Origin of the sequence: Pseudomonas sp. KK18 (genome assembly GCF_037094675.1) — a bacterium.
In the GTDB taxonomy this organism is placed as follows: Bacteria; Pseudomonadota; Gammaproteobacteria; order Pseudomonadales; family Pseudomonadaceae; genus Aquipseudomonas.
Window position 1 is genome coordinate 1,429,118 of the sequence record NZ_CP146605.1, and the last position, 19,414, is coordinate 1,448,531.

Here is a 19,414-nt window from a genome sequence, read left to right on the forward strand (position 1 = left end):
GCCTTCATGGAAAAGACCAAGCAGACTGTGCCCTCCGTGGTGCCGCGCCATGTCGCGATCATCATGGACGGGAATAATCGCTGGGCGAAGAAGCGCTTTATGCCGGGCGTTGCCGGGCATAAGGCGGGTGTCGACGCTGTACGAGCCGTGATTGAGGTGTGCGCCGAGGCCAAGGTCGAAGTATTGACCCTGTTCGCGTTCTCCAGTGAAAACTGGCAGCGCCCGGCCGAGGAGGTCAGTGCCTTGATGGACCTGTTCTTCAAGGCCCTGCGCCGCGAGGCCAAGCGCCTGAACGAGAACAACATCAGCCTGCGTATCATCGGTGACCGTTCGCGGTTTCATCCGGAGCTGCAGGCGGCCATGCGCGAAGCCGAGGCGATCACTGCCGGCAGCAACCGTTTTGTGCTGCAGATCGCAGCCAACTACGGCGGCCAGTGGGATATTGCCCAGGCCGCGCAGCGTCTGGCGCGGGAAGTGCAGGCCGGCCATCTGCGCCCGGAAGACATCACCCCCGAACTCTTGCAAACCTGCCTGGTGACCGGCGACCTGCCGTTGCCGGACCTGTGCATTCGTACCGGTGGCGACCATCGCATCAGCAACTTCCTGTTGTGGCAGTTGGCCTATACCGAACTGTACTTCTCCGACCTGTTCTGGCCGGACTTCAAACACGATGCCATGCGCAATGCGCTGGCCGATTTCGCTTCCCGTCAGCGTCGCTTCGGTAAAACGAGCGAGCAGATCGAAGCTGGAGCCCGGGTTTAATGCTTAAACAACGAATCATCACGGCGCTGATCCTGCTGCCTATTGCCCTGTGCGGGTTTTTCCTGCTTGAAGGTGCGAACTTCGCGCTGTTCATCGGCCTGGTTGTGACCCTGGGTGCCTGGGAATGGGCGCGCCTGGCGGGTTTCGCCGCGCAGTTGCCTCGTGTGGTGTATGCCGCTGTCGTGGCGTTGTTGATGTTCCTGATGTACATCCTGCCGGACGTGGCGCCCTGGGTGCTGGGTGCGGCGGTGTTGTGGTGGGCGTTGGCGACCTATCTGGTGCTGACCTATCCGGGCACCAGCAGTCATTGGTCCAGTGTCGCCTGCAAGCTGGTGATTGGCCTTTTGATTCTGTTGCCTGCCTGGCAAGGCCTGGTCTACATCAAGCACATGCAACTGGGTAACTGGCTGATCATGGCGGTGATGGTTCTGGTGTGGGGTGCCGATATCGGCGCCTATTTCTCCGGGCGTGCCTTCGGCAAGCGCAAGCTGGCGCCGGCGGTCAGTCCGGGCAAAAGCTGGGAAGGCGTTTATGGCGGCCTGGCGTTGACCCTGGTGATTACCGTGGTGGTCGGTGTGGTGCGTGGCTGGACCGTCAAGGAAATGCTACTGGGCCTGGTGGGCGCAGCCGTGGTGGTGTTCATCTCGGTGGTCGGTGACCTGACCGAAAGCATGTTCAAGCGCCAGGCCGGGATCAAGGACAGCAGTAACCTGCTGCCGGGTCACGGTGGCGTGCTGGACCGTATCGACAGCCTGACTGCCGCGATCCCGATCTTTGCCGTATTGCTGTGGATGGCTGCCTCGTGAGCCGCCTGCAACAGGTAACCGTGCTGGGCGCTACCGGCTCGGTGGGGCTAAGCACCCTGGATGTGATTGCCCGTCATCCCGAGCGTTATCAAGTATTCGCCTTGACCGGTTTCAGTCGCCTGAGTGAACTGCTGGCACTGTGTGTGCGGCACGCGCCGCAATACGCAGTAGTGCCCGAAGCGGCAGTTGCACGTGGTTTGCAGGATGACTTGCGCGCTGCGGGCCTGGCGACTCAGGTATTGGTGGGGGAGGAGGGGTTGTGCCAGGTTTCGGCAGACCCTGAGGTCGACACCGTGGTTGCGGCGATTGTCGGCGCTGCCGGCTTGCGCCCGACCCTGGCGGCCGTTGATGCGGGCAAGAAGATTCTGCTGGCCAACAAAGAAGCCCTGGTGATGTCCGGGGCACTCTTCATGCAGGCAGTGCGCAAGAGCGGCGCCGTGCTGTTGCCGCTCGACAGCGAGCACAACGCGATTTTCCAATGCATGCCGGGTGATTTCGCCCGCGGGTTGAGCCAGGTCGGCGTGCGCCGGATTCTGCTGACAGCCTCCGGTGGCCCGTTCCGGCAGACGCCGCTGGCCGATCTGGAACATGTTTCTCCCGATCAGGCGTGCGCTCACCCGAACTGGTCCATGGGGCGCAAGATCTCGGTGGATTCAGCGAGCATGATGAACAAGGGCCTGGAGCTGATTGAGGCCTGCTGGTTGTTCGATGCCCGGCCGGACCAGGTCGAGGTGGTGATCCACCCGCAAAGTGTGATTCATTCCCTGGTGGACTATGTGGATGGCTCGGTATTGGCCCAACTGGGCAATCCGGACATGCGTACGCCGATCGCCAATGCCCTGGCATGGCCTGAGCGGATTGACTCGGGTGTTGCGCCGTTGGATCTGTTTGCCATTGCCCGTCTGGACTTCGAAGCGCCCGACGAGCAACGCTTCCCTTGCCTGCGTCTTGCGCGGCAAGCTGCGGAGGCGGGTAACAGTGCCCCGGCGATGCTGAATGCGGCCAATGAAGTGGCTGTGGCGGCGTTTCTGGACCGGCGCATCCGCTTTCCGCAGATCGCGGGTATCATCGAGGACGTTTTGAGCCTTGAGCCCGTCGTCCCGGTGAATGATCTGGGCGCGGTGTTCGAAGCGGATGCAAAGGCCCGGGCCTTGACCGAGCAGTGGTTGAGCCGCAATACGCGTTAGCCTCTGGGTGTGTTCAAGCCTTCAGGCACCGGATTGAAATGCGGAGAAATTAGATGAGTGCGCTCTACATGATTGTCGGCACCCTGGTTGCTCTGGGTGTGCTGGTTACCTTCCACGAGTTCGGCCATTTCTGGGTCGCGCGTCGTTGCGGCGTCAAGGTACTGCGCTTTTCCGTAGGCTTCGGCATGCCGTTGCTGCGCTGGCACGACCGTCGTGGCACCGAGTTCGTAATTGCGGCCATTCCATTGGGCGGCTACGTCAAGATGCTCGACGAGCGCGAAGGCGAAGTGCCGGCTGATCAGTTGGATCAATCCTTCAACCGCAAGACCGTTCGTCAGCGCATCGCCATCGTCGCGGCAGGCCCGATCGCGAATTTCCTGTTGGCGATGGTGTTCTTCTGGGTCCTGGCCATGTTGGGTAGCCAGCAGGTGCGTCCAGTGATCGGTGCCGTCGAGGCCGACAGCATGGCGGCGAAGGCCGGCCTGACTGCCGGGCAAGAAATTGTTGCAGTTGATGGCGAGCCGACCACCGGCTGGGGTGCCGTCAATTTGCAGTTGGTGCGTCGCCTGGGTGAAAGCGGCATCGTGAAACTGGTGGTGCGCGATCAGGATTCCACCACCGAAACCTCGCGCGAGCTGGCCCTGGACCACTGGCTGAAAGGCTCCGATGAGCCTGACCCGATCAAATCCCTGGGCATTCGCCCATGGCGTCCGGCCTTGCCGCCGGTGCTGGCGGAGCTGGATCCGAAGGGGCCGGCCCAGGCCGCGGGTCTGAAAACCGGTGATCGCCTGCTGGCCCTCGATGGCCAGGCGCTGAGTGACTGGCAGCAGGTGGTCGACCTGGTGCGTGTACGCCCTGATACCAAAATTGTGCTGAAAGTTGAGCGCGATGGTGCTCAAATCGACGTCCCTGTGACCCTGGCGGTTCGTGGGGAAGCCAAGGCAGCCGGGGGTTACCTGGGGGCCGGCGTCAAAGGTGTCGATTGGCCACCTTCGATGGTTCGAGAGGTCAGCTTCGGGCCGTTGGCAGCGATTGGCGAGGGTGCGAGACGCACCTGGACCATGAGTGTACTGACCCTCGATTCCCTCAAGAAAATGTTGTTCGGCGAGCTCTCGGTAAAAAACTTGAGTGGACCGATAACCATTGCTAAAGTGGCGGGCGCTTCTGCCCAGTCGGGCGTTGTAGATTTCCTGAATTTCCTGGCTTATCTGAGTATTAGCCTTGGGGTTCTGAATTTGTTGCCCATTCCAGTATTGGATGGGGGGCATCTGTTGTTTTATCTGGTCGAGTGGGCGCGTGGTCGCCCCTTGTCGGATCGGGTGCAGGGTTGGGGGATACAGATCGGTATCAGTTTGGTGGTCGGGGTGATGTTATTAGCCCTGGTCAACGATCTGGGACGACTGTAACGCTTCGCTGAATTGCGAATCTGCCGCATTTTGCGGCAGTTTGTTTATTGCCAGTTGGAATAAGAAAGGACTTCATGAAACGTCTGCTGCTAACTGCGGTTCTCACCGTATTGATGATCGCCGAAGTTCACGCCGAGTCCTTCACCATCTCCGATATTCGCGTCAACGGCCTCCAGCGGGTTTCCGCGGGTAGCGTCTTTGGTGCCTTGCCGTTGAACGTCGGGGAACAGGCTGATGACCGTCGCCTGGTGGAATCCACTCGTGCGCTGTTCAAAACCGGGTTCTTTCAAGATATCCAACTGGGTCGCGAAGGTAACGTCCTCGTCATCACTGTCGTCGAGCGACCTTCTGTCGCCAGTATCGAGATCGAAGGCAACAAGGCGATCTCCACTGAGGACTTGATGAAAGGCCTCAAGCAATCCGGCCTTGCCGAAGGCGAGATCTTCCAGCGTGCCACCCTCGAAGGCGTGCGTAACGAACTGCAACGCCAGTACGTTGCCCAGGGTCGTTACTCGGCTACCGTCGAGACCGAAGTGGTGCCGCAACCGCGTAACCGCGTCGGCCTGAAGGTCAACATCAACGAAGGCACCGTGGCGGCCATCCAGCACATCAACGTGGTGGGTAACACCAAGTTTGCTGATGACGACCTGATCGACCTGTTCGAACTCAAGACCACCAACTGGCTGTCGTTCTTCAAGAACGATGACAAGTATGCCCGTGAAAAACTCTCCGGTGACCTGGAGCGCCTGCGTTCCTACTACCTGGACCGCGGCTATATCAACATGGATATCGCTTCGACCCAGGTGTCCATCACCCCGGACAAGAAGCACGTCTATATCACTGTCAACGTCAACGAAGGCGAGAAGTACAAGGTTCGTGACGTCAAGCTCAGCGGCGACTTGAAAGTGCCTGAAGACCAGGTCAAGTCCCTGTTGCTGGTGCAGAAGGACCAGGTGTTCTCGCGCAAGCTGATGACCACCACCTCCGAGCTGATCACCCGTCGCCTGGGTAACGAAGGCTATACCTTCGCCAACGTCAACGGCGTACCGACCCCGCACGACGAAGACCACACCGTGGACATCACCTTCGTTGTAGACCCGGGCAAGCGTGCCTACGTGAACCGCATCAACTTCCGTGGCAACACCAAGTCTGCCGACGAAGTGCTGCGCCGCGAAATGCGTCAGATGGAAGGTGGCTGGGCGTCGACTTACCTGATCGACCAGTCCAAGGTTCGCCTCGAGCGCCTGGGCTTCTTTAAGGAAGTCAACGTTGAAACCCCGGCTGTACCGGGTGTGGATGACCAGGTTGACGTGAACTACGCCGTAGAAGAGCAAGCCTCCGGTTCGATTACCGCCAGTGTCGGTTTCGCCCAGAGTGCCGGCCTGATCCTCGGTGGTTCGATCACCCAGAACAACTTCCTCGGTACCGGTAACAAGGTTTCCATCGGCCTGACCCGAAGCGAATACCAGAGCCGCTATAACTTCGGTTATGTCGACCCCTACTGGACTGCTGACGGCGTGAGCCTGGGCTACAACGCCTTCTATCGTACAACCGACTACAAAGACCTCGACGTTGACGTTGCAAGCTATGCAATCGACAGCTTCGGTGTTGGTGCCAACATTGGTTACCCGATCAGTGAGACCTCGCGTCTGACCTTCGGCCTGACCGCGCAGCAGGACAAGATCAAGACCGGTGTGTACACCGTGGATGAGATCTTCAACTTCGTGCGTAAAGAAGGCGACCAGTTCCTGAACTTCAAGGCTTCGGCCGGTTGGTCGGAATCGACCCTGAACAAAGGCGTACTCGCGACCCGCGGCCATTCCCAGAGCCTGACCCTGGAAGCCACCACGCCGGGCAGCGACCTGTCGTTCTTCAAACTCGACTACCGTGGCCAGTTGTTCCAGCCTTTGAGCGAAAACTACACCATGCGCCTGCACACCGAGCTGGGTTATGGCGACGGTTACGGTTCGACCAGCGGCTTGCCGTTCTATGAGAACTACTATGCGGGTGGTTTCAACTCGGTACGTGGTTTCAAAGACAGCACCTTGGGTCCTCGTGGTACCCCAAGCCGTGGCGTGGGTGTGACCGGTAACCAGGGGACTGTGGCTGACTCGGACAACGACCCGCTGCCATTCGGTGGTAACGTGCTGATCCAGGGTGGTGCTGAGATTCTGTTCCCGCTGCCATTCGTTAAAGATCAACGTTCCCTGCGTACTTCGGTCTTCTGGGATGTGGGTAACGTGTTCGACTCCAAGTGCGAACAGGTCACCAACCCGAATGGCTCGAAGTCCAACACGCAGTGCAACGATGTGAGCTTCAGCAACCTGGCAAGCTCTGTCGGTGTCGGTGTGACCTGGGTTACCGCGCTTGGCCCATTGAGCTTTGCTCTGGCCATGCCGGTCAAGAAACCGGATAACGCTGAAACCCAGATTTTCCAATTCTCCCTCGGCCAGACGTTCTAAGCGTCTGACCCAAGATAACGACAACGGATTCTGTAGGAGTGCATCGTGCGTAAGTTGACTCAATTGGTTCTCCTGGCGACTGTCCTGGTAGCGACCCCGGCCTTTGCCGAAATGAAAATTGCCGTTCTGAACTATCAGATGGCGCTGCTGGAATCCGATGCGGCCAAGAAATATGCCGTAGATGCCGAGAAGAAATTCGGTCCTCAACTGACCAAGCTCAAGACGCTGGAAAGCAGCGCCAAGGGCATCCAGGATCGTCTGGTAGCCGGTGGCGACAAGATGCAGCAAGGCGAGCGCGAGCGTCTGGAGCTTGAATTCAAGCAAAAGGCCCGTGACTACCAGTTCCAGTCCAAGGAGCTGAACGAAGCCAAGGCTGTTGCCGACCGCGAAATGCTCAAGCAGCTGAAGCCGAAACTCGACAGCGCTGTGGAAGAAGTCATCAAGAAAGGTGCCTTTGACCTGGTATTCGAACGCGGTGCAGTCATCGACGTTAAACCTCAGTACGACATCACCCGTCAGGTGATCGAGCGCATGAATCAGCTGAAGTAAGCCATGACTGCGACTATCAAGCTCGGCCAATTGGCCGAGTTCCTGGGAGCCACCTTGCGTGGCTCCGCGGAGAAGGAAATCACTGGGCTAGCCACCTTGCAGGAGGCTGGCCCAGCTCAGTTGAGCTTCCTGGCAAACCCCCAATACCGTAAATACCTGGGCGAAAGCCGCGCCGCAGCCGTGCTGCTGAAGGCCGCTGACGCCGAAGGTTTTGCCGGGGACGCGCTGGTTGTTGCCGATCCGTACCTGGCGTATGCCCGGGTGTCGCACCTGTTCGATCCGAAACCCAAGGCCCCCGCCGGTATCCATCCGACGGCGGTGATCGCCGATGACGCTCAGGTTGACCCTGCCGCGAGCATCGGTGCTTTTGTGGTGATTGAAAGCGGTGCACGCATCGGGGCGGGTGTAACGCTGGGTGCCCAGTGTTTTATCGGCGCGCGCAGCGAGATTGGTGCCGGTGGCTGGCTGGCTCCGCGTGTGACCCTGTACCACGATGTGCGTATCGGTGAGCGTGTGGTGATTCAGTCCGGTGCCGTGATTGGCGGCGAGGGCTTCGGCTTCGCCAACTCGAAGGGTGTCTGGCACAAGATTGCCCAAGTGGGCGGCGTGTTGATTGGCGATGACGTTGAAATTGGCGTCAACACTGCCGTTGACCGCGGGGCCCTGGCCGATACCGTCATTGGTAACGGCGTGAAACTGGATAACCAGATTCAGATCGCCCACAACGTGCAGATTGGCGATCACACCGCCATGGCCGCCTGCGTGGGGATCTCCGGCAGCACCAGGATCGGCAAGCATTGCATGCTCGCCGGGGGTGTTGGCCTGGTGGGCCATATCGAAGTGTGCGACAACGTATTCATCACCGGCATGACCATGGTGACCCATTCGATTACCGAGCCTGGGTCCTATTCATCCGGTACGGCCATGCAGCCTGCGGCCGAATGGCGCAAGAGCGCGGCGCGTCTGAGGCAGCTCGACGATATCGCTCGGCGCCTGAAACATCTGGAAAAGCGTGTTGGGGACGTGACCCCTGACGGTAATGCTTCATCAGATGGCTGATACCATTTCCATATCAAGTGTGCACAGCCGCTAGACTGCCTCCTTGATTTGCTAGAGGGGCGTGCCTTAGTCCGCACGCTCCCAATCTTTATTACAGGCTTCCCCCCGAAATGATGGACATCAACGAGATTCGCGAATACCTGCCTCACCGTTACCCGTTCCTGCTGGTGGACCGGGTCACGGACCTCAATGTTGAGGAAAAGCGCATTCGTGCCTACAAGAATGTCAGCATCAACGAACCGTTCTTCAACGGTCACTTCCCTGCGCATCCCATCATGCCAGGCGTATTGATCATCGAAGCGATGGCCCAGGCTGCCGGTATCCTTGGTTTCAAAATGCTCGACCTGAAGCCTGCCGATGGCACGCTCTACTATTTCGTGGGCTCTGACAAACTGCGCTTCCGCAACCCGGTAACTCCGGGTGACCAGTTGATCCTTGAAGCCAAGTTCATCAGCTGCAAGCGCCAGATCTGGAAGTTCGAATGCCAGGCCTCGGTCGACGGCAAGCCGGTGTGCTCGGCTGAAATCATCTGTGCGGAACGCAAACTATGAGTTTGATTGACCCTCGCGCAATCATCGATCCGACGGCCGTACTGGCCGCCGACGTTGAGGTCGGCCCTTGGTCGATCGTCGGCGCAGGTGTGGAAATCGGCGAGGGGACAGTCATCGGGCCGCATGTGATCCTCAAAGGCCCGACGAGGATTGGCAAACACAATCGTATCTATCAGTTCTCATCGATAGGCGAAGACACCCCGGACATGAAGTACAAGGGTGAAGAAACACGTCTGGTAATCGGTGATCACAACATCATCCGTGAAGGCGTGACCATTCACCGCGGTACTGTCCAGGACCGTGCCGAGACCACCTTGGGTGACCACAACCTGGTGATGGCTTATGCCCATATCGGTCATGACAGCGTAATCGGCAACCATTGCATCCTGGTCAACAACACTGCGTTGGCCGGCCATGTGCACGTTGACGATTGGGCGATCCTGTCCGGTTTTACCCTGGTGCATCAGTACTGCCATATCGGCGCCCACAGCTTTTCCGGCATGGGTACCGCCATCGGCAAGGACGTTCCGGCGTTCGTCACCGTATTCGGCAACCCGGCCGAGGCCCGCAGCATGAACTTCGAAGGCATGCGCCGTCGGGGCTTCAGCGAAGACGCGATCCACGCCCTGCGCCGCGCCTACAAGGTGGTTTACCGCCAGGGGCTGACGGTCGACCAAGCGTTGATCGAACTGACGGAGCCAGCCGCATTGTTTCCGGAAGTCGCGATATTCCGTGACTCTATCCAGTCGTCGACTCGCGGCATCACCCGCTGATCATGGCCAGGCTGCGTATAGCGTTGGTGGCCGGAGAAGCTTCCGGCGATATTCTCGGTGCAGGCCTGATGCGGGCCCTCAAGCTCCAGCATCCGGCGGTTGAATTCATCGGTGTCGGCGGTCCGTTGATGCAGGCTGAAGGCCTCACGTCCTACTTCCCTATGGAACGCTTGTCGGTCATGGGGCTGGTGGAGGTGCTGGGCCGTTTGCGCGAGCTGCTGGCCCGTCGCAAAAAGCTGATCCAGACCCTGATCGAAGAAAAGCCCGACGTCTTTATCGGAATCGACGCGCCGGACTTCACCCTCAATATCGAACTCAAATTGCGTCAGGCCGGGATCAAGACCGTGCATTACGTCAGCCCGTCCGTGTGGGCGTGGCGGCAAAAGCGCGTGCTCAAGATTCGCGAAGGCTGCGACCTGATGCTGACCCTGCTGCCCTTCGAGGCCAGGTTCTACGAAGAGAAGGGCGTGCCGGTGCGGTTTGTCGGGCACACCCTGGCCGATACCATTCCTCTGCAGGCCGACCGTGCTGCCGCGCGTGCCGAACTGGGTTTGCCCGAAGGTCCGCTGGTGGCCTTGATGCCGGGCAGTCGTGGCGGCGAAGTCGGTCGTCTCGGCGCGCTGTTTTTTGATGCAGCCGAACGCCTGCAGGCGCTGAAGCCGGGTGTGCGCTTCGTAGTGCCATGCGCCAGTCCTCAGCGCCGTGCACAAATTGAAGAATTGCTGGTAGGGCGCAACTTGCCGTTGACCCTGCTCGACGGCGGCTCGCACCTGGCACTGGCGGCGTGCGATGCGGTGCTGATCGCCTCCGGCACTGCGACCCTGGAGGCCTTGCTCTACAAGCGCCCGATGGTCGTGGCCTATCGCCTGGCGCCGCTGACCTACTGGATTCTCAAGCGTATGGTCAAAAGCCCCTACATCTCCCTGCCCAATTTGCTGGCCCAGCGTCTGTTGGTGCCCGAGTTGTTGCAGGACGATGCGACGCCTGAAGCCCTGGCGCAAACCCTTTTCCCGTTGATCGACGGTGGCGAAGAGCAGACCCGTGGTTTCGACGAAATTCACCGCACCTTGCGCCGTGATGCGTCGAACCAGGCGGCGGATGCCGTGCTGACGTTGATCGGTCATAAGCAGGAAGCCCTATGAAGACGCAAATGGGCCTGGATTTCAGCCTGGTCGCCGATGCCCTTGACCTGGTTGCCGGTGTTGACGAAGTCGGACGCGGCCCGCTGTGCGGCGCAGTCGTCACCGCCGCGGTGATTCTCGATCCAAACCGTCCGATCCTTGGCCTCAACGATTCGAAGAAACTCACCGAAGCCCGTCGCGAAAAACTCTACGACGAGATCTGCGAGAAAGCCCTGAGTTGGCACATCGCCCGCGCTGAAGTCGAAGAGATCGACAAACTGAACATCCTGCACGCCACCATGCTGGCCATGCAGCGCGCCATTGAAGGCCTGCATATCACGCCAAAAATGGCGATGATCGACGGCAACCGCTGCCCGAAGCTGACGATGCCCGCAGAAGCGGTGGTCAAGGGTGATAGCAAAGTGCCGGCGATTGCCGCTGCATCGATCCTGGCCAAGGTCAGCCGTGACCGTGAAATGGCGGCTTTCGAATTGATCTATCCCGGCTACGGCATCGGCGGGCACAAAGGCTATCCAACGCCCGTTCATCTGGAAGCTTTGGCTCGCCTGGGCCCGACCCCGATCCACCGCCGCTCGTTTGCCCCGGTTCGCCAGGCTTTCGAGGCTCGGGAAAGCCTGATCGAGGTTTAGCAGCAAGGCTGATGTTTTTGCCAAGGCCCGGTACAATCCGGGCCTTGTTGTCTCCACGTTTTGTACAGGATCACTATGCCGGCTTCATTCGTTCACCTGCGCCTGCACACTGAATACTCCCTGGTCGACGGCCTGGTACGGATCAAACCCCTGGTCAAAACGCTGGTGGGCATGAACATGCCTGCCGTGGCGGTGACCGACCAGAACAACATGTGTTCCCTGGTCAAGTTCTACAAGGCCGCCATGGGCGCCGGCATCAAGCCGATCTGCGGTGCCGACCTGTGGCTGTCGAACAAGGACCCGGATAACCCACTGAGCCGCATCAGCCTGTTGGCGATGAACGGCGTGGGTTATCGCAACCTCACCGAACTGATTTCCCGTGGCTTTATCGATGGCCAGCGCAATGGCTCGATCATCATCGAGCGCGAGTGGGTGGCCGAAGCCAGCGAAGGGCTGATCATGCTCTCGGCGGCCAAAGAGGGTGAAATCGGTATCGCGCTGTTGGGCGGCAATCCTCATGAGGCTGAAGTGCTCGCCCGTGAGTGGATGGAGGTGTTCCCCAACCGTTTCTACCTGGAAATCCAGCGCACCAACCGCCCCAACGATGAAGAGCAGTTGCACGCCGCTGTGGCCCTGGCTGAAAAGCTTGGCGCGCCGCTGGTGGCGACCAACGATGTGCGCTTTATCAAGAAGGAAGACTTCGAGGCCCACGAAACCCGCGTATGCATCGGCGAAGGCCGGGCGCTGGACGATCCGCGCCGCTCGAAAAACTACAGCGAAGAGCAGTACCTCAAAAGCGCCGATGAAATGGCCGAGCTGTTCAGTGACCTGCCCGAGGCCCTGGAAAACTCCGTCGAAATTGCCAAGCGCTGCAATATTGAAGTGAAGCTGGGCAAGCACTTCCTGCCCAACTTCCCGATTCCCGATGGCATGACCATCGACGAGTATTTCCGCAAGGTCTCGTTCGACGGTTTGGAGGAACGCCTGAGCGTCCTGCTGCCCAAGGACACCACTGAAGATTATGAAGCCAAGCGCCAGGTCTACGTCGACCGCCTGAATTTCGAGCTGGATATCATTATCCAGATGGGGTTCCCCGGTTACTTCCTGATCGTAATGGACTTTATCCAGTGGGCCAAAAGCAACGGCGTGCCGGTGGGCCCAGGCCGTGGATCGGGTGCCGGGTCGCTGGTGGCCTATGTGCAGAAGATCACCGACCTCGACCCGCTGGAATATGACCTGCTGTTCGAACGTTTCCTTAACCCGGAACGGGTATCGATGCCCGACTTCGACGTCGACTTCTGCATGGATGGTCGCGACCGGGTTATTGAGTACGTGGCCGAGAAATACGGGCGCAACGCGGTAAGCCAGATCATCACCTTCGGTTCCATGGCGGCGAAAGCGGTAATTCGCGACGTGGCCCGGGTACAGGGCAAGTCCTACGGCCTGGCTGACCGCCTGTCGAAGATGATTCCGTTTGAAGTCGGCATGACCCTGGAAAAAGCCTACGAGCAGGAAGAAATCCTGCGGGACTTCATCAAGGTCGATGAAGAAGCGGCTGAAATCTGGGACATGGCGCGCAAGCTCGAAGGCGTGGTGCGTAACGTCGGTAAGCACGCCGGTGGTGTGGTTATCGCGCCGACCAAGCTGACTGACTTTTCGCCGATCTATTGCGACGAAGAAGGCGACGGCCTGGTAACCCAGTTCGACAAGGACGACGTGGAGGCGGCCGGCCTGGTGAAGTTCGACTTCCTCGGCCTGCGTACCCTGACGATCATCGACTGGGCGCTGAAGACCATCAACCGCGACCGCGCCAAGGTCAATGAGCCACCGCTGGATATAGCGTTTATCCCGCTGGATGACAAGCCGACCTACAGCCTGCTGCAAAAAGCCGAAACCACGGCCGTGTTCCAGCTTGAATCCCGCGGCATGAAAGAGCTGATCAAAAAGCTCAAGCCCGACTGCCTGGAAGACTTGATCGCACTGGTGGCCCTGTTCCGTCCGGGCCCGCTGCAATCGGGCATGGTGGATGACTTCATCAACCGTAAGCACGGGCGTGCCGAGCTGGCTTACCCGCACTCCGACTACCAGTACGAAGGTCTCAAGCCGGTACTGGCACCGACCTACGGCATCATCCTGTATCAAGAACAGGTGATGCAGATTGCCCAGGTCATGGCCGGCTATACCCTCGGCGGCGCGGACATGCTGCGTCGAGCCATGGGTAAGAAAAAGCCCGAGGAAATGGCCAAGCAGCGCGGTGGCTTCATTGAAGGTTGCGCCACCAACAACATCGATGCCGACCTGGCCGGTAACATCTTCGACCTGGTGGAAAAGTTCGCCGGTTACGGCTTCAACAAATCCCACTCTGCCGCCTATGGCCTGGTGTCTTACCAGACTGCGTGGCTGAAGGCTCACTACCCGGCGCCGTTCATGGCGGCGGTACTGTCTGCGGATATGCACAACACCGACAAGGTCGTGACCTTGATCGAGGAAGTGCGCACCATGAAGCTGCGCCTCGACGCGCCGGACGTGAACACTTCCGAGTTCAAGTTCACGGTGAACGACGAAGGCCGCATCATCTATGGCCTCGGCGCGATCAAGGGCGTGGGCGAAGGCCCGGTGGAGGCGATTACCGAAGCGCGTCAGGACGGGCCGTTCAAGGACCTGTTCGATTTCTGCGCCCGGGTCGACCTCAAGCGCATCAACAAACGTACTCTGGATGGCTTGATCCGCAGCGGCGCCCTGGATCGCCTGGGCCCGTACTTCCATGACGAGCCGAAGGCGTACCAGGCCAATATCGACCGCAACCGCGCGGTATTGCTGACCGCCATGGAAGAAGCGATCAAGGCCGCCGAGCAGACCGCACGCACCCACGACAGCGGCCACGCCGACCTGTTTGGCGGGCTGTTCGTCGAAGAAGATGCCGACGTCTACGCCAACCATCGCAAGGCCAAGGAGCTGACCCTCAAGGAACGCCTCAAGGGTGAGAAAGACACCCTGGGCCTGTACCTCACCGGTCACCCGATTGACGAATATGAAGGTGAAATCCGGCGTTTCGCCCGCCAGCGCATCATCGACCTGAAGCCGGCGCGGGATACCCAAACCGTCGCAGGCATGATCATCGCGCTGCGGGTGATGAAGAATAAAAAGGGCGACAAGATGGGTTTCATCACCCTCGACGACCGCTCGGGCCGGATCGAAGCCTCGCTGTTTGCCGATGCATTCCATTCCGCCCAGTCGCTGTTGCAGACCGACGCGATGGTGGTGGTGGAAGGGGAGGTCAGCAACGACGACTTCTCCGGCGGCCTGCGCCTGCGGATCAAGCGCGTGATGAGCATGGAAGATGCCCGCACCAACCTGGCCGAAAGCCTGCGCCTGAAGGTCAAGACCGATGCGCTCAAAGGCGATCAGCTACGCTGGTTGGGTGACTTGCTTAAACGCCACCGTGGCGCCTGCCCGGTGACCATGGAGTACACCGGCAACGACGCCAAGGCGATGTTGCAGTTTGGTGAGACGTGGCGAATTGACCCCGCCGATGGCTTGATTCAAGCATTGCGTGACCAGTTCGGGCGTGACAACGTCTTCCTCCAATACCGTTGACGGTCAGGCAGTACGAAGATCGCCTGATCTCGACCGAACATTTAATCTCGACCTAACCGCGCCTCTCCCTTAAGGTAGGGCGCGAATAGACAACCGGCTGGCCAGGCACTCCTTGGCCGTCGACCCAAGACGGACGCTTATGAACCCGAATTTTCTTGATTTCGAACAGCCGATCGCTGACCTGCAAGCCAAGATCGAAGAGCTGCGCCTGGTCGGCAATGACAATTCGCTGAATATCGGCGATGAAATCGCTCGCCTGCAAGACAAGAGCAGCACGCTTACCGAAGACATCTTCGGCAAGCTGACCAGCTGGCAGATCGCGCGCCTGGCCCGCCACCCGCGCCGTCCGTACACCCTGGACTACATCGACCATATCTTTACCGAGTTCGATGAGCTGCACGGCGACCGTCACTTCTCCGACGACGCCGCCATCGTGGGCGGTATCGCTCGCCTGGACGACCAGCCAGTGATGGTCATCGGTCACCAGAAAGGCCGTGAAGTGCGCGAGAAAGTCCGCCGCAACTTCGGCATGCCGCGCCCTGAAGGCTACCGCAAGGCCTGTCGCCTGATGGAAATGGCCGAGCGCTTCAAGATGCCGATCCTGACCTTCATCGACACCCCGGGCGCCTACCCGGGTATCGACGCTGAAGAGCGCAACCAGAGCGAAGCGATCGCCTGGAACCTGCGGGTGATGGCGCGCCTGAAGACGCCAATCATCGCTACCGTGATCGGCGAAGGCGGTTCCGGCGGCGCATTGGCGATTGGCGTCTGCGACCAGCTGAACATGCTGCAATATTCCACCTACGCGGTGATCTCGCCGGAAGGTTGCGCCTCGATCCTGTGGAAAACCGCCGAGAAGGCACCGGATGCCGCGGAAGCCATGGGCATCACTGCCGATCGCCTGAAAGGCCTGGGTATCGTGGATAAAGTGATCGCCGAGCCATTGGGCGGCGCCCACCGTGACCCGGCTGCCGCTGCCGCGACCATTCGTGCCGAACTCAGCTCGCAGCTGGCGATGCTCAAGAAGTTCGACAACGAGGCACTGCTGGCCCGTCGTTACGAGCGCCTGATGAGCTACGGTCTCTAAGCCGACGCGTTACTAAATGTGGGAGCGGGCTTGTGTGGGAGCGGGCTTGCTCGCGAAGGCGGTGATTCAGTCAATATAGTTGGCGACTGACACACTGCATTCGCGAGCAAGCCCGCTCCCACATTTGCCTTGTGTATGCTGGTTATCGCATTCCAGATTGATGGCGTACTTTGCTATGAAGCCCACGTTAACCGCCAAGCTCCTGCAAGCCGTCGCGCCCTGGCGCAACGCCCCGGCCTGGCATATCGCCTTCTCCGGCGGCCTCGACTCCACCGTCCTGCTGCACCTCCTGGCCACGCTGGCCAAAATCGACAAGCTCCCGCCACTCAGCGCTATCCATGTTCATCATGGGCTGCAAGCTGCGGCGGATGCGTGGCCGGCCCATTGCCAGTCCGTGTGCGACGCCTTGTGCGTGCCTCTGCGGGTGATCCGCGTGCAAGTGCAACAAGGTGCAAGCCTGGAGCGCGCGGCCCGTGACGCGCGGTATCAGGCGTTTGCCGAGGTCACCGGGGCAGGGGAGTTGCTGGTCACGGGCCAGCACCGTGACGATCAGGCAGAAACCTTACTGTTTCGGCTGTTGCGTGGGGCTGGCGTGCGTGGCCTGGCGGCAATGCCCGCGCAACGCCCTTTGGCAGATGGCTATCTGGTGCGACCCTTGCTGGATGTGTCTCGCGCCGAGCTTGAAGCCTACGCCCGTGAACATCAATTGACCTGGATCGAAGACCCGTCGAACGCTGATCCGCGTTTCTCCCGCAATTACCTGCGCCACCATGTTTTCCCACACCTGACTGAACGTTGGCCCCAAGCCGTCAGCACCATGGCCCGCAGCGCCGAACATCTGAGCGAAGCCCACGGCTTGCTCGACGAACTGGCGCAGATGGACCTGCTGGCCGCCAGCCAGCACCCGGTGTTTCCCTGGCTGGCATTGCCTTCGCTGACCCTTGAACCGCTTGCCGCGCTCTCCGAGGCCCGCCAGCGCAACGCACTTAGGCACTGGCTGACACCGCTGACACGCTTGCCCGACAGTGACCACTGGACCGGCTGGGCGACCTTGCGCGACGCCAAACACGATGCACAGCCACTGTGGCGCCTGGCCGACGGCCAATTGCACCGTTGTGGTGGACTTATCTGGTGGTTACCTGCCAGTTGGTCGGAATTTTCTGACGCATCGGTGAGCTGGCCGCACCCGCAAAACCCACTACAGTTACCCGGTAACGGCCAAGTGCGCTTCAGCGGCAGTGCACCCGAAGGCCCCCTGAGCATCCGTTATCGCCAGGGCGGTGAAATCATGGAATTGCCAGGCCGGGGCCGGCGCGACCTGAAGCGCTTGCTTAACGAAAGTGCGGTGCCAGGCTTCATCCGTGGCAGATTGCCGCTGCTGTATCAGGGCCAGCAATTGCTGGCTGTGGCCAACCTGCCGGGGCTTGCGGCGGGTGGCGGTACCGGCTGGCAATTACATTGGATGCCACCAACCTGCGATCAAGGTTTGAGCTGATAGAGCCTTTCCGGTAGACTACGCTCCCTTCTTGATACAACTTCTGTGGATTCGCCTGAATCGCAGCAGTTGCCGATTACCAAGCAGTCTTTGCTGGGCGATTCCAAAAAATGTGTAGCGATCAACGTACCGGTGTTTCATTGCTGGTCTGTCACAACGCGGCGGTTTTTTTGAAAGGTGCACTGTGATTAATGCAGGTGATCGGGGGCTTCGGCCTTCCTTCGCTTTCCCCGGCGGCTCGGACCGCTTTAACGCAGACTTCTAGGGTTTTTCATGACGCGCTACATATTCGTCACGGGCGGTGTTGTTTCTTCATTGGGGAAAGGCATTGCCTCCGCTTCATTGGCGGCCATCCTGGAGGCGCGGGGACTTAAGGTCACCATGCTCAAGCTGGACCCGTACATCAACGTTGACCCGGGCACCATGAGCCCGTTCCAGCACGGTGAAGTGTTCGTCACCCACGACGGCGCCGAGACCGACCTGGACCTGGGCCACTACGAGCGGTTCATCCGCACGACCATGACCCAGAACAACAACTTCACCACCGGCCGTGTCTACGAGCACGTGCTGCGCAAGGAGCGCCGTGGTGACTACCTGGGTGCAACCATCCAGGTGATCCCGCACATCACCGACGAAATCAAGCGCCGCATCATCAAGGGTGCAGGCGATGCCGACGTGGCGATGGTCGAGATCGGTGGCACCGTGGGTGACATCGAATCCCAACCGTTCCTCGAAGCCATCCGCCAGTTGCGTTTCGAAGTCGGCGCCAAGCGCGCGATGCTGATGCACCTGACGCTGGTGCCGTACATCGCCACCGCCGGCGAAACCAAAACCAAGCCTACCCAGCACTCGGTCAAGGAACTGCGTTCCATCGGCCTGCAGCCGGACGTGCTGGTGTGCCGCTCCGACCACGCGATCGACATCGCGTCCCGTCGCAAGATCGCCCAGTTCACCAACGTTGAAGAACGTGCGGTAATCGCCCTGGAAGACGCCGACACCATCTACAAGATCCCGGGCATCCTGCATTCCCAGGGCCTGGATGATTTTGTCGTCGAGCGCTTCGGCCTGCAGTGTGGCGGCGCCGATCTGTCCGAGTGGGAAGCCGTGGTCGACGCCAAGCTCAACCCTGAGCATGAAGTCACCATCGCCATGGTCGGCAAGTACATGGAGCTGCTGGACGCCTACAAGTCGCTGATCGAAGCGATGAGCCACGCGGGCATCAGCAACCGCACCAAGGTCAACCTGCGCTACATCGACTCCGAAGACATCGAGAACCAGGGCACCGCGTTGCTGGAAGGCGTTGACGCCATCCTGGTTCCGGGCGGCTTCGGTCTGCGTGGCGTGGAAGGCAAGATCACTGCCGTCCAGTACGCTCGTGAGAACAAGGTGCCGTACCTGGGGATCTGCCTGGGCATGCAAGTGGCGGTCATCGAGTTCGCTCGTAACGTGATGGGCTGGAAAGACGCCAACTCCACCGAGTTCGATCGCACCAGCGGCCATCCGGTCGTGGGCCTGATCACCGAGTGGGAAGATGCCACCGGCGCCGTCGAAACCCGTACCGAGGCCTCCGACCTGGGCGGCACCATGCGCCTCGGCGCGCAGGATTGCCTGCTGGAGCCGGGGTCCCTGGTTCACGATTGCTACGGCAAGGACGTGATTGTCGAGCGTCACCGTCACCGCTACGAAGTGAACAACAACCTGCTGCCGAAAATCATGGAAGCCGGCCTGAAAATCTCCGGTCGTTCCGGTGATGGCGCGCTGGTTGAAGTGGTTGAAGCACCGGATCATCCATGGTTCGTGGCTTGCCAGTTCCACCCGGAGTTCACCTCGACCCCGCGCGACGGTCACCCGTTGTTCAGCGGCTTCGTTAAAGCAGCACTGACGCAACATCAGAAGAAGGCGTAAACCT

Annotated in this window: 15 protein-coding genes; all 15 read left to right on the forward strand. The window is 59.9% G+C overall.

The features are described 5' to 3' along the window. Positions 1-6 precede the first annotated feature (6 nt). A complete protein-coding gene (gene uppS / locus V6607_RS06270; RefSeq protein WP_003219323.1) occupies positions 7-762 on the forward strand; it encodes a polyprenyl diphosphate synthase in 756 nt (251 codons plus the stop codon). Beyond that, a complete protein-coding gene (locus V6607_RS06275; RefSeq protein ID WP_008432232.1) occupies positions 762-1,568 on the forward strand; it encodes a phosphatidate cytidylyltransferase in 807 nt (268 codons plus the stop codon). The genes uppS and V6607_RS06275 overlap by 1 nt, the downstream gene beginning before the upstream one ends. Further along, positions 1,565-2,755: a 1-deoxy-D-xylulose-5-phosphate reductoisomerase gene (ispC, locus tag V6607_RS06280; protein WP_087694925.1), complete on the forward strand. Its 1,191-nt coding sequence runs from the start codon at positions 1,565-1,567 to the stop codon at positions 2,753-2,755. The genes V6607_RS06275 and ispC overlap by 4 nt, the downstream gene beginning before the upstream one ends. A 53-nt stretch (positions 2,756-2,808) precedes the next feature. Beyond that, a complete protein-coding gene (gene rseP / locus V6607_RS06285) occupies positions 2,809-4,161 on the forward strand; it encodes a sigma E protease regulator RseP (protein ID WP_008432227.1) in 1,353 nt (450 codons plus the stop codon). Positions 4,162-4,235: 74 nt separating this feature from the next. Then, entirely contained in the window at positions 4,236-6,623 is a 2,388-nt protein-coding gene (bamA, locus tag V6607_RS06290; RefSeq protein ID WP_008432225.1) for an outer membrane protein assembly factor BamA, read from the forward strand. A 45-nt stretch (positions 6,624-6,668) separates the two neighbouring features. After that, positions 6,669-7,172, forward strand: a complete 504-nt coding sequence (locus V6607_RS06295; RefSeq protein ID WP_003219314.1) for an OmpH family outer membrane protein — start codon at positions 6,669-6,671, stop codon at positions 7,170-7,172. 3 nt (positions 7,173-7,175) lie between these two features. Continuing rightward, positions 7,176-8,231 (forward strand): UDP-3-O-(3-hydroxymyristoyl)glucosamine N-acyltransferase, encoded by a 1,056-nt coding sequence (lpxD, locus tag V6607_RS06300; protein ID WP_008432224.1) that lies wholly within the window; start codon positions 7,176-7,178, stop codon positions 8,229-8,231. A 110-nt stretch (positions 8,232-8,341) separates the two neighbouring features. Beyond that, a complete protein-coding gene (fabZ, locus tag V6607_RS06305) occupies positions 8,342-8,782 on the forward strand; it encodes a 3-hydroxyacyl-ACP dehydratase FabZ (protein WP_003219309.1) in 441 nt (146 codons plus the stop codon). After that, complete coding sequence (gene lpxA / locus V6607_RS06310; protein ID WP_003219308.1) at positions 8,779-9,555, forward strand: acyl-ACP--UDP-N-acetylglucosamine O-acyltransferase; 777 nt, start codon at positions 8,779-8,781, stop codon at positions 9,553-9,555. The genes fabZ and lpxA overlap by 4 nt, the downstream gene beginning before the upstream one ends. Continuing rightward, a complete protein-coding gene (gene lpxB, locus V6607_RS06315; protein WP_166742187.1) occupies positions 9,555-10,697 on the forward strand; it encodes a lipid-A-disaccharide synthase in 1,143 nt (380 codons plus the stop codon). Before lpxA ends, lpxB begins: the two co-directional genes overlap by 1 nt. Continuing rightward, positions 10,694-11,326, forward strand: coding sequence for a ribonuclease HII (gene rnhB, locus V6607_RS06320; protein ID WP_003219305.1), 633 nt, complete (start codon positions 10,694-10,696; stop codon positions 11,324-11,326). Before lpxB ends, rnhB begins: the two co-directional genes overlap by 4 nt. Positions 11,327-11,401: 75 nt before the next feature. Then, positions 11,402-14,923 (forward strand): DNA polymerase III subunit alpha, encoded by a 3,522-nt coding sequence (dnaE, locus tag V6607_RS06325; protein ID WP_008432221.1) that lies wholly within the window; start codon positions 11,402-11,404, stop codon positions 14,921-14,923. A 139-nt stretch (positions 14,924-15,062) separates the two neighbouring features. Further along, positions 15,063-16,010 carry an acetyl-CoA carboxylase carboxyltransferase subunit alpha gene (locus tag V6607_RS06330; protein ID WP_003219302.1) on the forward strand — a complete coding sequence of 316 codons (948 nt, stop codon included), beginning with the start codon at positions 15,063-15,065 and terminating at the stop codon, positions 16,008-16,010. A gap of 175 nt (positions 16,011-16,185) precedes the next feature. Further along, positions 16,186-17,505: a tRNA lysidine(34) synthetase TilS gene (gene tilS / locus V6607_RS06335; protein ID WP_134325831.1), complete on the forward strand. Its 1,320-nt coding sequence runs from the start codon at positions 16,186-16,188 to the stop codon at positions 17,503-17,505. 273 nt (positions 17,506-17,778) lie between these two features. Continuing rightward, complete coding sequence (locus V6607_RS06340; protein ID WP_003219298.1) at positions 17,779-19,410, forward strand: CTP synthase; 1,632 nt, start codon at positions 17,779-17,781, stop codon at positions 19,408-19,410. Positions 19,411-19,414 lie beyond the last annotated feature (4 nt).

Excerpts from the sequence above, each read along its gene's own strand:
- uppS (WP_003219323.1), top strand. The coding sequence starts at position 7 with ATGGAAAAGACCAAGCAGACTGTGCCCTCCGTGGTGCCGCGCCATGTC.
- tilS (WP_134325831.1), top strand. The coding sequence starts at position 16,186 with ATGAAGCCCACGTTAACCGCCAAGCTCCTGCAAGCCGTCGCGCCCTGG.
- bamA (WP_008432225.1), top strand. The coding sequence starts at position 4,236 with ATGAAACGTCTGCTGCTAACTGCGGTTCTCACCGTATTGATGATCGCC.
- V6607_RS06330 (WP_003219302.1), top strand. The coding sequence starts at position 15,063 with ATGAACCCGAATTTTCTTGATTTCGAACAGCCGATCGCTGACCTGCAA.
- dnaE (WP_008432221.1), top strand. The coding sequence starts at position 11,402 with ATGCCGGCTTCATTCGTTCACCTGCGCCTGCACACTGAATACTCCCTG.
- lpxA (WP_003219308.1), top strand. The coding sequence starts at position 8,779 with ATGAGTTTGATTGACCCTCGCGCAATCATCGATCCGACGGCCGTACTG.
- rseP (WP_008432227.1), top strand. The coding sequence starts at position 2,809 with ATGAGTGCGCTCTACATGATTGTCGGCACCCTGGTTGCTCTGGGTGTG.
- V6607_RS06340 (WP_003219298.1), top strand. The coding sequence starts at position 17,779 with ATGACGCGCTACATATTCGTCACGGGCGGTGTTGTTTCTTCATTGGGG.
- lpxD (WP_008432224.1), top strand. The coding sequence starts at position 7,176 with ATGACTGCGACTATCAAGCTCGGCCAATTGGCCGAGTTCCTGGGAGCC.
- V6607_RS06275 (WP_008432232.1), top strand. The coding sequence starts at position 762 with ATGCTTAAACAACGAATCATCACGGCGCTGATCCTGCTGCCTATTGCC.
- fabZ (WP_003219309.1), top strand. The coding sequence starts at position 8,342 with ATGATGGACATCAACGAGATTCGCGAATACCTGCCTCACCGTTACCCG.
- rnhB (WP_003219305.1), top strand. The coding sequence starts at position 10,694 with ATGAAGACGCAAATGGGCCTGGATTTCAGCCTGGTCGCCGATGCCCTT.